14 protein-coding genes are annotated in these 14,195 nt (G+C 41.3%); 4 read left to right on the top strand and 10 right to left on the bottom strand.

Annotated features, from left to right (window positions below; translation table 11 throughout):
• Positions 1-88 precede the first annotated feature (88 nt).
• The 7 genes from J8L86_RS06065 to J8L86_RS06035 form a co-directional block, all read right to left on the bottom strand.
• Positions 89-592 carry a nitrous oxide reductase accessory protein NosL gene (locus tag J8L86_RS06065; RefSeq protein ID WP_065109375.1) on the bottom strand — a complete coding sequence of 168 codons (504 nt, stop codon included), beginning with the start codon at positions 590-592 and terminating at the stop codon, positions 89-91.
• Positions 593-692: 100 nt separating this feature from the next.
• Positions 693-1,640 carry an NrfD/PsrC family molybdoenzyme membrane anchor subunit gene (nrfD, locus tag J8L86_RS06060; RefSeq protein WP_211029343.1) on the bottom strand — a complete coding sequence of 316 codons (948 nt, stop codon included), beginning with the start codon at positions 1,638-1,640 and terminating at the stop codon, positions 693-695.
• A gap of 1 nt (position 1,641) precedes the next feature.
• Positions 1,642-2,349 carry a 4Fe-4S dicluster domain-containing protein gene (locus J8L86_RS06055; RefSeq protein ID WP_055023495.1) on the bottom strand — a complete coding sequence of 236 codons (708 nt, stop codon included), beginning with the start codon at positions 2,347-2,349 and terminating at the stop codon, positions 1,642-1,644.
• A 68-nt stretch (positions 2,350-2,417) separates the two neighbouring features.
• Positions 2,418-3,155: a nitrite reductase gene (locus J8L86_RS06050; protein ID WP_211029341.1), complete on the bottom strand. Its 738-nt coding sequence runs from the start codon at positions 3,153-3,155 to the stop codon at positions 2,418-2,420.
• Between the two features lie 42 nt (positions 3,156-3,197).
• Entirely contained in the window at positions 3,198-3,980 is a 783-nt protein-coding gene (locus J8L86_RS06045; RefSeq protein ID WP_055023497.1) for an FKBP-type peptidyl-prolyl cis-trans isomerase, read from the bottom strand.
• A gap of 70 nt (positions 3,981-4,050) precedes the next feature.
• Complete coding sequence (locus tag J8L86_RS06040) at positions 4,051-4,482, bottom strand: rhodanese-like domain-containing protein (RefSeq protein ID WP_065109373.1); 432 nt, start codon at positions 4,480-4,482, stop codon at positions 4,051-4,053.
• Between the two features lie 85 nt (positions 4,483-4,567).
• Positions 4,568-6,592 carry a cytochrome C gene (locus tag J8L86_RS06035; RefSeq protein WP_065109372.1) on the bottom strand — a complete coding sequence of 675 codons (2,025 nt, stop codon included), beginning with the start codon at positions 6,590-6,592 and terminating at the stop codon, positions 4,568-4,570.
• A 491-nt stretch (positions 6,593-7,083) separates the two neighbouring features.
• Here J8L86_RS06035 and J8L86_RS06030 point away from each other — a divergent pair, with 491 nt between their 5' ends.
• The 4 genes from J8L86_RS06030 (at position 7,084) to J8L86_RS06015 (ending at position 10,895) form a co-directional block, all read left to right on the top strand.
• Complete coding sequence (locus tag J8L86_RS06030) at positions 7,084-9,075, top strand: heme lyase CcmF/NrfE family subunit (protein WP_211029339.1); 1,992 nt, start codon at positions 7,084-7,086, stop codon at positions 9,073-9,075.
• Positions 9,072-9,563, top strand: coding sequence for a cytochrome c-type biogenesis protein (locus J8L86_RS06025; protein ID WP_211029338.1), 492 nt, complete (start codon positions 9,072-9,074; stop codon positions 9,561-9,563). Before J8L86_RS06030 ends, J8L86_RS06025 begins: the two co-directional genes overlap by 4 nt.
• Positions 9,556-10,140 (top strand): TlpA disulfide reductase family protein, encoded by a 585-nt coding sequence (locus J8L86_RS06020; protein ID WP_055023502.1) that lies wholly within the window; start codon positions 9,556-9,558, stop codon positions 10,138-10,140. The genes J8L86_RS06025 and J8L86_RS06020 overlap by 8 nt, the downstream gene beginning before the upstream one ends.
• Positions 10,141-10,316: 176 nt before the next feature.
• Positions 10,317-10,895, top strand: coding sequence for a nucleoside triphosphate pyrophosphohydrolase family protein (locus J8L86_RS06015; protein ID WP_065109368.1), 579 nt, complete (start codon positions 10,317-10,319; stop codon positions 10,893-10,895).
• Positions 10,896-11,026: 131 nt separating this feature from the next.
• On the opposite strand, the gene J8L86_RS06010 is transcribed toward J8L86_RS06015, so the two are convergent.
• From J8L86_RS06010 to ubiA, 3 genes are all read right to left on the bottom strand, one after another.
• Complete coding sequence (locus tag J8L86_RS06010; protein WP_211029336.1) at positions 11,027-12,043, bottom strand: hypothetical protein; 1,017 nt, start codon at positions 12,041-12,043, stop codon at positions 11,027-11,029.
• A 90-nt stretch (positions 12,044-12,133) separates the two neighbouring features.
• Positions 12,134-12,997 carry an alpha/beta hydrolase-fold protein gene (locus J8L86_RS06005; RefSeq protein ID WP_211029334.1) on the bottom strand — a complete coding sequence of 288 codons (864 nt, stop codon included), beginning with the start codon at positions 12,995-12,997 and terminating at the stop codon, positions 12,134-12,136.
• A 126-nt stretch (positions 12,998-13,123) separates the two neighbouring features.
• A complete protein-coding gene (gene ubiA / locus J8L86_RS06000; protein ID WP_211029332.1) occupies positions 13,124-14,005 on the bottom strand; it encodes a 4-hydroxybenzoate octaprenyltransferase in 882 nt (293 codons plus the stop codon).
• Between the last annotated feature and the right edge of the window lie 190 nt (positions 14,006-14,195).

The raw sequence follows: 14,195 nt of genomic DNA, 5'->3' as shown, positions 1-14,195 counted from the left end.
CGATTTACCTTGGCAATGAATCATCACTCACCATACTGTGAATAGACGCTATAACAGCGCAATAATATCGGCTAATATCCTAAGTCAATTAATGATGGCTCATGCCTTCGCCGAGTAATTCGATAGTAATATCATCAAAGCCTAATACCGCGCCGCCATATTCATTGGCAAACTGCTCTGCGGCGTTAACTGTGCTGAATGAGGCAACAGCAGAACCCATCACAGCTTGACGACTTGTACCGTAAACATAGGTGGCAGTTTTACCGTCAATGAAATGTTCATCTTTAGGATCATCCCAAGATGTTGCCGCCATATCGTGTACCCAAATTTGTGTCACCTGACGGGCATTTTCTGGCTGAAGTAAGAAACTAAACATGTCACGGGTTGAGCAAAAAGAAGGATTTTTTTCCACATTTTTCAGTTTTAGCTGGCCTTTGGGGCCTGGATATTTGGTGATCATCATGCCGCACATATGGCAACGATCGTGTTCATGTATTGCATGTGCATGACTATCAGCCTCTGTTGTAACATTGTCAGGTTGGCAGGCAAATAAGAAAGGAACGAGTAACAGTAGCGATAGTATTTTTTTCATTTCAGTTTTCCAATTCAATACAGGCTATTACCTGGTAAAAAGAATCACCCTTAAAAATGACTAAGGGAAGACATAAGACTTAAGGGTGACTCTGGCAACACTAAATTGCGTATGTTTGACCTGCATATAGGATAAACAGACGTAAACACATCATGCCGCTAATGGCACATACGCCTGATAGATAGAACGCTTTAGCAGAATGACTAAAGGTTTTACCGGTGGCAAAGTTAAGTAGAATAGGGCCTAAGAACCCAACACCTACGACACCAATCCAGAACAAGTTTGCCCACACACCAGAGGTAAATGCAGCAAAAGCTGACTGCGCCCCTGCATTTCCTGTAGCAAGTGACATCGCAATCATGCAAATAAACAAAATTTCCGCAATCATGATTGGCCATTCAGCTCCATGAAGAATTTTAAGTTCACTGCTATGCATGTCTTCTTTAAACAAGAATACAGACAACATTTTTGACGCTGCAGCACCCGCTGAAACACCCGACGCAATGAATAACGCAGGTAATACTGCAGTATTAATGAGCGGGAAACGGATTAACGCTGAAATCAAGAAACCGGTATAAGCACACACTGCTGCTGCTAAAATTAACGCCGTCACTTCGCAAGGCTTACGAACGGGTTTAAGCATAGTAATAATAGGCAACAAGAAGTTGAGCGCTGGTATGGTTTTGATTTCATCTTCAAAGGCATATAAACACAACACTGCAGTTAGCGGGATGTATACACACAGTGCAATTACCCCGATAGACATCACTGAAGTGAAGTTATAGAACACCAAAATACGCCAGAAGAATAATGGGTTAGTTAAGTCTAAAACCAGACATAACATCCCAAGTGCAATCGTCACGAATGAGATTAAACTGGCAGCTTTGTATAATGGTGTCGTAACTGTTTGCCCCTTAAAGAAGCGAATAGCCAATGCCACTACTAACGAACCACCCGAAATACCGGCTAAGAAAAGGTAAACCGCAATTGGCCAAGGCCATGCCACCCCTTCAGATAAGCCCATGGTAAATTCCATTGAACCGTCCATCTTATACCCCCAATTTTACGACTGGAATGTAACGAAGGCTTGGTTCGGTACCAAACTGCGGTTTCATACGTACAGAGTCTTTTACCGCTAATAACTTATTAACGTATGAGGTTGGATCGTTAGCATCGCCAAAGATCAACGCATCATATTTACACTGTTGCACACATGCAGGTAACTCACCTTTTGCCAGCTTACTGTTTAAACAAAAATCACAGTTATCGGCGACATCAGTTTCTTCATTGATAAAACGTGCATTGTAAGGACAAGCGCCAATACAATATTTACAACCAGCACATTTACTGGCGTCCATGGTGACGATCCCAGTTTTAGGATCTTTATGTGCTGCACCAGTAGGACAAACGGCAACACAAGGCGCGTTCTTACATTGTTGGCAAGACACACGAACAAATTTACGCTCACAGTTACATGCTTCTTTGCCACAATGTGGACAGGCTTGCCCTTCCACACCACCCGATTGATGTTCCATCAACAATTTTGATTTGCCATCAGGTAAGTTATTAGCGACATTACATGCCTCTTTACACTCGCCACAACCGACACATTTATTTTGATCAAACACCATGACGTAATGAGGTTTATTGGCATCTTCGTTGTCATCTTTAACAGAACTACACCCCATAGGGCCTAGAATTAAAGAGGCAGCTCCCATGCCTTTTAGAAACCTCCGTCTTTCTATATTTTCACTCACAACATCCTCCCTAGTTCAGCCTTAGCTGACTGGTTTTTATTGGTTCGCTGCAAATTCAAATGACGAAATTAGCGACTCACTTCATCCAATTTAAATTCGGCTTTCATTATTGCGTTATTAATAGACTGTCTATTAAAAGATTGGGTTTGGTTGGTTTGTAGGATGCGCCAATGTTCAATGGCGACTGCATACTGACCATTAAGGTAAGCATCAGTTGCCAATATCATTCGGGTATTAAGCTCGTCACGTTGTAAATTCAACGCAGTATCAATAACCTTGCGTGCATCAGGTAAAAACTGACGACCATCGCGGTAATACATTGATGTGGCTTGCATGCCTAATAACCCGGCATCTTCGCCGACTAGCTCAATAAGCTGACTTAACGTATCGACAGAATCGGCATACATGCCACCTTCTGCATAAGATTGCGCTAACGCCATTAATGCCATTTCATTAGTCGGTTGCTGCTGTACTTGTTCTCGCCCTTTTGTGATTTTGGCTGCGATCAAATAATCTACCGAGTCATCCACTCGCCCTTTATCCCAACCTTGGAAATGTCCTCCACTGGCATATATAGATAACGAAAAGATCAATACAATTGCCGACATCCACAAAGGGTATTGGTAAGCACCAACATCTGCGAAGTCATCAGGTTCAACAGATATGGTGCTACCCATTTCGGCATTTGTATTGGTTGCTTTCACCACAGTGCTGCTCAAATTACGGTTATATGCACAGTGATGAATCCAGAAGAGTCCGATAAATATACTCAGACATACTGCGATACCTAAGGCCAGAATATTCATAAGTGTCTCTTCTTTCTTTAAAAAACGATTAAGTGTTGTCGCTTAGTGAGAGCCGTGTGAGCCCATTGCGCCGTTCATACCCATACCACTTAGGCCCATGCCTTTAGCGTTTTCACTTGGCTTTTCAGACTTCACTAACTCGACTTCAAAAATTAATGCGGTATCACCTGGAATATCGCCAGCGCCATCCTTGCCATAAGCCAACTCTGATGGAATAACAAAGCGGAATGTTGACCCTTCTGGCATAAGACGTAAGCCTTCTTCCCAGCCTGGAATAGCGGTTAATAATGCAAAACGAACAGGGTCTGTGGTTTCATCAAATACTGTGCCGTCAACCATCGTGCCTTTGTACTTCACGGTGACAACATCTTCCGCTTTAGGTTTTACGCCTTCACCCATTTTGATCACTTCGTATTGCAGACCAGATTCTGTAATGGTGACGCCATCTTTGTTTTTGTTTTCAGCTAAGTAAGCTTCACTGGCTTGCTTGCTTTCAAGGGCAATTTGTTTCATTTTTTGCGAGCTTAATAAGTTCAGTAATTCACTGCGCTCATTTAAGTAAGTGAGTACTTCTTCATCCGACATTTTTTGCTCATTTTTTAGCGCATCAATCACACCATCAATGACTTTTTGCACATCAACTTGAGCACCCAACTCTGTTTGGTTATAAATTTGACTGGATAGGTAATTACCAATCGAAGCACCCATACTGTAGGAATGTTTTTCAATATCATTTTCAACGTTTTCAGTAGCAAAACTTCCTGCTGAAAAAACCAAAGACATACAAGTTGCAACTGCTAAAGTGCTTTTAGTTAATAGCTTCATTCGATGTTCTCTCTTTAAAAAGTTAACCTGCAGACAACAAGCCTCAGGCTGTTAATCGGTAATAAAATCGTTATGGTTTTTCTATGACTCTGCCAGACAAGCGCCAGCCGTAAATTCCTTCGGCCATATGTCTAACTCCTGTGTACCCGAGCTTTACTGTTTCGCGAGCAGCCATCGCACTCGAAGTGCATAAGGTATTTGCACAGTAGAAAACCATCACGGCATCCTTATTTTTTGGAAGTAACTCTTTCCAGTTCTTCACATTGAAATACACAGCGCCTGGAATAAATCCTTCAGCCCATAATTCCAATGTGTTTACATCAAAAAAATAAACATCTTCATTGCCCACTAATGACTCAGCTTCACGCATTGAAATCGGATTAAGCTGAATATTGCTCATTTTTACAGGGATTAAATCTCCCCCAGCCCCAGCAAAGACTTGTGCTTGCACGGCAATAAACAACGAGACAGAAATCAGGAGGTTGCTAAGTAGTTTTTTCATGGTCTTTCTCTCTAAATATCTCGGCATCGGCTGATGCCGAGCTATTAAAAATGGCAACGAGCGATTGCTCATTGCCATCTGGGTTCTACATTTTTTTACCATTAATAATGGCTTGAGCTTGGGTCACGTAAGTTAATGCTGCGTCGATACGTTTTTGGGTATAACGCGCACCATGAACACCCCAAGAACCGTCTTTTTCAAGTAAGGTCACTGCATCTTGAGCTTTATCAGCCAACAGAAGTACTTGTGATTTATCTTCAACAGATAACTTAGTCACTTCTAGTAATTGGTCGATAGCTTCAAGTGCACCAACAACTTGAGCGTAGGTTTCTTTAATTGGTGTTTGGAACTTCATGACTTCGCCGTAGATCTCTTGTTGATCTTCGTAGTGTAGGCTTGGGTCAAGTTCAGATTGGAACTGACTATGACAACCTTTGCCATTTACAACGTTATCATCAGAGGTCGCAGTACGAGCACAAGACCACATTAAGTCTAAGTAGTTATTACCATCTGCGTTCTTCGCAACAGTCCAACCTTTAGTCGTCGCTTCACGAGACTTGCCTTCTGGTGGATTTAGCGTTTTCTGAGTTGGGTCAATTTCGATTTTCCACATGTGAGACTTACGTACGGCATCGAAACCAGCTTGATCAGGGAACTGCATTGCGGTGAAGTTTTCACAGCTGCCCATGTTAGGCATGTGACAACTTGTACAACTTTGCTCGCTATGAGTTTTCGTATTGTCAGCAATTTCTGCTTGCGCAGCGTGACAGTCTGAACACTCTTTCTTCATTTTCGGTTTGGTATAACCAGACTTCCAATCGTTGCTTGTCACTTCATGCGGATCATGACACGTGGCACAACGCATGCCTTTTTCATAATGCATAGAAGCAAACATTTGCGATCCTTCAGTACCACATGATGGACATGCAGACTTCATTTTCACACCGAAGGCATACTCAAGTTTCTCTTGACCTTGTTCAGTATCAGCTAACTCATCAACATAGTTGAAACGTTGGTGACAACGTTCACAGTTAGATGGCATACCACCGCCATTACCGCCGTCTAAGTGACCACCAGCGCCGTGACACTCTTCACAAGCAATACCTTTAGAAATCGTATGCTCACGAAGTTTTTCAGGGTCGCCTAATGCCGCTAAGTACTCATCTTTGCTTTGGAAGTCGAACTTGAAGCTATGACAAACTTCACAGTAAGAACTCGCTGGTTGGAACAACATTTCTTTTTCGTATTTCGCACCGTACGAGCTCATGCCCACTTGGTGAGAACCACTTAATCCAAATGCTTTACCTTCGTTTGTTGCAGGGAACTCTGGAATGGCAGCATTAATTTTTGCCGCCATTTCAGGGGTAAGCCACTCCGCCCAACCACGTGAGAATTGGTTACCACCAGCAACCATTTTACCGGTGCCATCTTTTAGTAAACCATCACGGATATGGTAAGTACCACGCACCATCCACGCATCAATGAAACCGTATTTTGTACGAGGCGTACCAACGGTTGCATAAATAGCATCAGGGGTAATACCGTCAGGTAAGATAGAAGTATCTTTAGTGTTGTACATGGTTTTGTTCAAATCGTTATCGACTTCTGGATGCTCTCCAGGGAAACGAATTGTTTTAGAGTGACGAGAACGACTCCATGCTTCATATTGCACAGCATGACACTCACCACATTTTTCAGGTCCAACAAACTTGTTCGGATAATCTAAAATAGATTTTGCCCCCAGGCGATATTGCACCGCACTTGGACGACCAACACGTTTGCTGTACTTCGGGCTATTACCAGTATCTAAATATTCTTCACCACGGTCACTAATGTGGTAATCACCCACTAAGTTACCTTCTTCATGGTATTTAAATAATGGATGGTTTTGAAATAAGTAATCAAAAAGTTCTTTTTCTTGAACAATATAATCTTGCAGCGTTTTAACGCCTTTTGCTTCTTCATCACCATTTGGGGCTGCAAGTACTTTTTGAGCTGTTTTACCCATGGCTGGCACACTATCATATTTACCAGCTGCAGTTGCATTGCCAACAATGCCAAGACAAACTAGCACGCTTAGTGCTGTCATCTTGTATTTAGCCTGTTTCATTGTCCCACTCCTAATCATCATTATTTTATATTTTGTCGTCGAACCTGGCAGTTCAGCGAACGATATAATTAATTTGAGCAAGAGTTATTTTAAAGCTAATAAGCCATCAAAAATTGAGCTAGATCACACCAAAAAACGCCTTACAGATAATAAAAGATAAAAGCAAAAATAAACATTAAAATCAGACATCTATAGTTTATTTTATTTTATTTTTTATATAAAAAGGCGATTTTTTTATCTGTGAAAAATAATAAATATTACTTTTATAAAATAAAAACTATTCACTGGGAAAATAGTAAGATCCATCTCACAGAAAGTTAATACTAAGATAGTTAACCTCTACTCAAGGTTATTTAGGCACAACATAATAATTATAAATTTAGACTAACAAATAACATTAATACGGATTAACTTTTAATATCATTGAATATTTAAATTCCATTTCATTTATTTAGAAGTTATTAAAAAACACATATATAATAGGTAATAATATGATTCCTGAAATTGGACATTTACTATTAATAATAGCGACTGTGCTATCATTATTATTAGCTATTATACCTATGCTTGGTTTATCGAATAATAATGATTATTTAATTAGCTATTATCGTCTACTCAGTAATATGATGATTAGTGCATTTATTGGTGCCATTATTTGTTTAGGCATCAGCTTTATTACTAATGATTTCTCTGTTGCTTATGTCGCCGATCATTCCAATACGCAACTTGCCACATTTTATAAAATCGCTGCGATTTGGGGGAGTCATGAAGGATCAATGTTGTTTTGGGTATCGGCCATCGCCCTGTGGACTGCGATTATTGCCAATACTCATGCTAATAATCATCATGCGTTTTTTATTCGTACCGTATCGGTACTAGCATTAGTGATTTTTGGTTTTAGCTTATTTATCATTTTCACTTCTAATCCTTTTGTTAGATTACTGCCGAATTTTCCTATTGAAGGGCGAGATTTAAACCCTATCTTGCAAAATATCGGGCTGATTATTCATCCTCCGTTATTATTTCTTGGCTATGTCGGTTTAACAGTATGCTTTGCAGCATCTGTCGCCGCGCTAATTGGCAAGGAATTTACTCAGCAACATGCACGTTATCTAAGACCTTGGGCATTAATGGCCTGGGTATTTTTAACTGGCGGGAATGCATTTGGCTCATGGTGGGCTTATAACGAGCTTGGTTGGGGTGGTTGGTGGTTTTGGGATCCGGTTGAAAATGCCTCATTTATTCCATGGCTTGTGGCTACGGCTCTGGTTCACTCAGTGACCATGAGTGAACGACTCGGACAATGTAAAAAGTTGACCTTATTCTTAGCTATTTTAGCATTTTCGCTCAGTTTATTAGGTACCTTTATTGTCCGTTCTGGCGTAGTGCAATCAGTCCATGCCTTTGCCGCCGATCCGACTAGAGGAATGTCGATTTTATTCCTGCTAATTGTATTTGCTGGTAGTGCTTTAGGTTTATTTGCCACCCGAGCGCAATACATTCAGACCCGAGATAAATTTGCTCTGATATCCCGTAATAGCCTTCTGCTAATAGGTAACCTATTATTTGTTGTCGCCGCATTATCTGTCTTATTAGGGAGCTACTACCCTATAATTTATCGCGTGCTCACTGGCGTAACGATTTCAGTAGGTGCTCCTTACTTCAACAGTATTTTTGTGCCAATTGTGGTGATACTAAGCCTATTAATGGGGCTTGCTCCGCTGCTACGTTGGCAAGTCGATAAACGCTCAAACCTCACTGTACCTGCAATATTATTGCTCATCTCAACAACCACTGCAGCGATATTCAATGTCGCACTCGAGCAGGCCAATGTATGGTTTTTCCTCGGATTAGCCTCTGTTACTTGGTTAGTGCTGACAATCATGGTTGCCATTATTCAGCACCAACAAGGTGCAGATAAACATCATAGCCGCCGATTTTATGCCATGTGCCTTGCACACCTTGGCGTTGCGATGGCCATACTTGCAGGTACCGTCGTTTCAAATCTTGAGCAAGAAGAAGTGCTCAGTATGGGGCCTAACCAAGGTAGAGAACTCGCCGGTTATACATTTGTCTTTGAGCAAACTCAGCATGTGACAACGCAAAGCTATGATGCACTGCAAGCCAATATCCTCGTAATGGATAGCAATGAAAATCCTATTGCGTATGTTTATCCGCAACGTCGCACCTTTAAAACCAACGGTATGCAAATGTCAGCAGCAGGTGTGCATTCGAGCCCGTTAAAAGACTTATATGTCTCAATGGGTACACCGCTAAATGACACCGAATACCTGATCCGTATCAGCTATAAACCACTGATAAATGGCTTATGGCTTGGTGCATTAATGATGATGATTGCAGGGCTAGTGGTGGTCTTTGGTTGTAAAAGTCCCTTATACCGCCATCAATCACAAACAGCTCGACCTCTAAAACAGCTTCAAACCTTGTCTCAATCACAGGCATTACAGGAGCCGACATCATGATATTTCCAACAGTTAATTCGTCCCGATTAGGCTCATTGAGTCATTTATCTCACATCTTGATTAGTCTGATTGTCAGCGTATTGATTGCCATCAGTGTAAAACCAGCAAGTGCTGAAGATATCACGATGCCAAACGAGTATAGCGCCAGTGAAAAACGTGCATTGGGGTTTGAAATTGCGCAAGAATTACGTTGTCCAATTTCCGACAATCGCAGTTTGTTTGATTCACAAACTCAAATTGCTAATGAACTTAAAGGCCATATTTTTCAAAAACTCGATGAAGGCCAATCTAAACAACAAATCATTGATTTTATGGTCGCTCGCTTTGGCGAACGGATCCGCTACACCCCAAGTTTCCACTCAGGCACGTTGGCATTATGGGTCATTCCACTTGGATTAATCTTACTTGCTGCTTTTGGTGGCATTGCTTGGATCAAAAAACAACAAGCCGACTCAGCGCCACAATCTTATGAGAATTATTATGAATAAATTACTTCCATTTACCATGCTATTACTGACTGGCAGTCTGCACCTTAATGCTGTCGCTAGTCCTAATGAAGCCAAAGTCTATGAAACCGGTGAACCTATCGCTAAACCTATGGTGATGTCCCGATTTGTCGAACTGCACAATGCCAGAAAAATTAAAGATATTGATTTCAAAGACCAACAATTAAAAACGGTCAATTTGAAGCAGCATCAAGGTAAATTGGTCATGGTAAACCTATGGGCAACATGGTGTGCGCCTTGTATCAAGGAAATCCCAGCCATGCAGGCGATTAAAGCGCGCAATAAAGATAATGACTTTGCTTTAGTCCCTATTTCGATTGACGAAGATCCAGCCAATATCCAACCGTTTTTTGAAAAACACGGTTTTGGAGAATATGCCACTTGGATCGATCCCGACAAAGACATTGATTACATCATGCCTGCAGATTTACTCCCTGCAAGTTTCTTTCTTGACGGCAAAGGGAATCTTGTTGGGTTTGTTCGAGGCTATATCGATTGGACTGACGAAGGTATTCAACCTTACTTAGATGGCTTAATTGCCAAATATGCCAATAGATAACAAATCAGTTTTAGTTTCATCATCACAAAAGGTTCTATTAACCTCCGCCCGATCCCTGTTTTATGGGCGGTTATTTTTATTATCTTAACGGTGACCCTGTGTCGCCGTTTTTCTTGTAGAACGAAGTGCAATTCATTACCATAATCGCCTATTTTATTAACTAGGCTTACTGACTCATGAAGTTATCTGTTTTAGACCAATCCATTTTTGACCATTTATACCGTGATATCAGAGAATTTCGCAGCACCTTTGATTTACCCATCGAAGATGCGACCAGCCTAGATGATAAAGCGGATACCCTACATACCTCACTCATCATTGAAGAGTTAACAGAGCTTGCTGAAGCTGACTGCCGTGTTGAGCAAGCTGACGCCATCGTTGACTCTGTTTATGTGCTTATGGGGCGTTTAGTGCATTTAGGCGCTAGCAAAATCACTGACCGCATAGAAATTAGTTACTTAGTTGATTTACTGTTATGTGTGGCTAACAATCGCGAAATTAACTTTATTGAATGTTGGGATGAAGTCCACTCAAGCAACATGAGTAAAGTATGCCGTAATGAGCAAGAATTAGCTGAAACAGTCGCCCATTATGCCAAGCAAGGCGTTGAAATTGTTGGCAGCACCAAAGGCGAGTTTATCATTGCTAAATGTGCAAAAGATGTAGAAATGGCGGGTAAAGTCGTTCGCCAAGGTAAGGTATTAAAATCGGTTTATTATCGACCTGCTGACTTAGCCAAATTAGTGAGTAACTAATCCAAGTAGGCCAGATTAAGTGCATTATCAATGCCGACTAATCAGCTCAAATGAATAACAATAATGCGCCTACGTTGGCGCATTTTTTTATGCACAATCTTCACCTATGCGCTTGGTAACAATTCGAAAGATTACGCCGCTTGATTATGTTCAACATTCACCAATGTCTCGAACACCTTTTCTGGCTCAGCAACTTGAATGTGCAATACGGTGAGCTTTTCAACTAATTGCCCTAACCCGCCAAAATACCATTGTGGCGTGTTAAAACGTATGGTGAGATTAGTCAGCTCGCCTCGCCCAATGGCCAGCTCATCATCAACAACCTTCTTGGCTATTTGATTCACCTCTACCGCTTCAATCTCATTAACATCAATCGCCATAAAGCCCCAAATGGCATTATTAATCACTAGTCTATCGCGGATTAAATACATTGAGTAATGCCGCGCGATACGATAATTCGCCACCAACATCACCAAGGATAAACTGATGATTGAAGACACGATAATCGCGGCTAATTCACTCCAGTGAACCAACATCATATAGCTGGCAATACAACTAGTTAAACAACCAGTAAGCATGAATAACAAATGCCAAGGCTTGGCACTCATTAACTTAATGTGGCTGAGGGCTGTAGGATGATGACGAGAAAACCATGGAATAGCGTAATACCAGTTTGTGGGTTCACCCGCCACGATAAAGGCAATAGACAGCGCCTTCTCATCCTTATCTGCATACATTTCTACCGCACTGACTCTCGGGTCGCCTTTTACCTTTCTAACCTTTAATAAGCCACGGATAATGGTAAATACCAAATAGCCTTCAATAATCAATAATACTGCAATGACGGGGTAACGCAGCCAAGCAATAAATTCAAAATATTCAGCGATATCAGCAGGGAAACTGAGCCTAGCAACCAGACTGCTTAAGCTGATAATCACAATCAGCTTCCACCATTTTTGGCCGCCTTTTTTAATAATGCAGTACCAATATGTCAACGGAATAATGATAAAGTAACCAATAGCAATCAGAGTTAATGTTAGCTCGTTACTACGATTTGCCAGTGTCTCTGGCGTTAACTGCACCCCCAGAGTAAACAGTACGATTGCCAACGCTAGAAAAATCAGTCGATATTTTACGACGGGCCTCATAGCAATATCCTTATCTGATTCATGTTGTTTTCCGTAACAGGTAAAGTTGCTGACTACTTATCGCAACTTGGCAATACTGAAACCCTATGATTATTCGGCAGCTAAAAACCAGCTTAGCCCTTGAATTGCCGCTGTTGGAAACGCCATATTATGGGTTGCCGCTTCAATCACCTGTAATCGAACATTGAGCGTTTGCGCAGCTGATAATCTGTTCTTTTGGGACAAAATCGCCTGAAACGCTTTCGCATCTGCCACCATGTCATGACCATACTCAGTTAGCGCTGCCGTTTCATATTCACCAATTGCGATATAAACCTTGGCATTAACGTCTTTTAGCATAAAGTCAGCGGAACGAAATTGCTTCATCAGCTGCTTGTCATCAAACCATAATGACGGACTACTCAATAGATAATGGTTAAATAACTGTGGCTGCTTTAGCAAAGCATAGGCGCCAAATAAGCCACCTAAGGAATGACCAATTAAGGTATTTTGACTAGGGTTAGTGCGATAGTGTTTATTAATATGAGGCATGAGCTTGTTTGCAATAAAACTAAGGTGTCTCTGGGCTTCACCGGTTTTACGCTTCCAGCTTTTATCTGAACTTGGTGTGTAGTCCCTTATCCGACTCGCTGCTGGACTCATGCCTTCTTGCCAATCAATGCCGACTAATATGGCTTTATCCATTTCCCGCATGTTCATTGGTAATCGTGTTACCCCAGATACCACCTGAAAGCTATACATGGCATCAGTCATATAGACTACAGGGTAATACTGAATCGGATCTTGTTCTTGATAACTGTTAGGTAATTTAATCCATATTTTATAGCTTCTATCGGAATCTTCTAAAATAATGGATGAGGTATTAGGAATGGAAAAGGCCTGCTCAGCCCTGACTGGCGCAGATAGGGTTAATAATCCCATTACCGCTACGACCAGCAAATAAACAATATGCATCAGCTATCCTTGTTGATGTTGTTTTTAGTGATGTGTCATTAATAATCTTGTGTTACAGCAAAGCTAAAACAAAAGGCTAAAAATAATAGCGTTAATCAGTTGTTTTAGCTTAATTTTGCAGCAATATTAGTATGGTAAAATATAATCAGCGACAAGTGCAATGAATAACGCAAAACCAGCCCAATTGTTATTTAAAAATGCCTTAAAACACAGCGCCCGTTCGCGACTATAAATCAGCCATTGCTGATAAGCACTGAATACAATAAAGCTGCTAATACCAATGCCGTAAAACAGTCCTCGTTCAGCTGACCAACCGGCACATATAAAACACGTCAGTGCGGCAAGTTGAAACAACGCTATCCATTGGCGATCGTAACTGCCAAATAAAATGGCAGTAGACTTAATGCCAACTTTTAAATCATCATCCCTATCAACCATGGCATACATAGTGTCGTAAGCCACAGTCCAGCACCAATTAGCCGCAAATAACCACCATGCCTCAACAGGCACATAACCAAGCTGGGCGGCATAGGCCATCGGGATTGACCAGCTCCACACTATCCCCAAAAACATTTGCGGCATATTCGTCACCCGTTTCATAAACGGGTACATAATGGTGAGAATAATCCCCACCACCGAAAGCTTAACCACGAGTGGATTTAAAAATAACACCAAGCTAAACGCAATCAGCGCCATGACGATAAATAACATCAACGCTTCTTTGCTACTGACTTCACCTGAAGCGAGTGGCCTGTTTTTCGTTCGCTCGACATGGGCGTCTAATTTTCTGTCGGCAAAGTCATTAATGACACACCCACAGGCACGCATGATAAATACACCAAATACAAAGATAACCAGTACCTTTACATCAGGCATGCCACCAGCAGCTAACACCAGCGCCATCAAACATGGCCACATGAGTAATAATGTCCCAATTGGCCTGTCTAAACGTGTTAACCGTTTATAAACTGAAATCTTTTCTTTAAGCGTCCATGAGGATACTGCCATGGCTAACTCACTCCCACTTTTTGAAGTTTTATCACTTCTTATTCGCCATGATGAACTGGCGTTATTTATGTGTGTTTGCCAAATGAATAATTTAACATGCTAAGGGCGTGTTAAAACACTTGTTTATCGTGGATATAACGACAATGGTCACCATTTGTTCAAAATCTCGTTCCAATACCAATTATCCTAT

Origin of the sequence: Shewanella sp. MMG014, assembly GCF_018100775.1 — a bacterium.
Lineage (GTDB): Bacteria > Pseudomonadota > Gammaproteobacteria > Enterobacterales > Shewanellaceae > Shewanella > Shewanella japonica.
The sequence above is the reverse complement of the archived record's forward strand: the minus strand, read 5'-3'. Positions and strand labels throughout refer to the sequence as shown.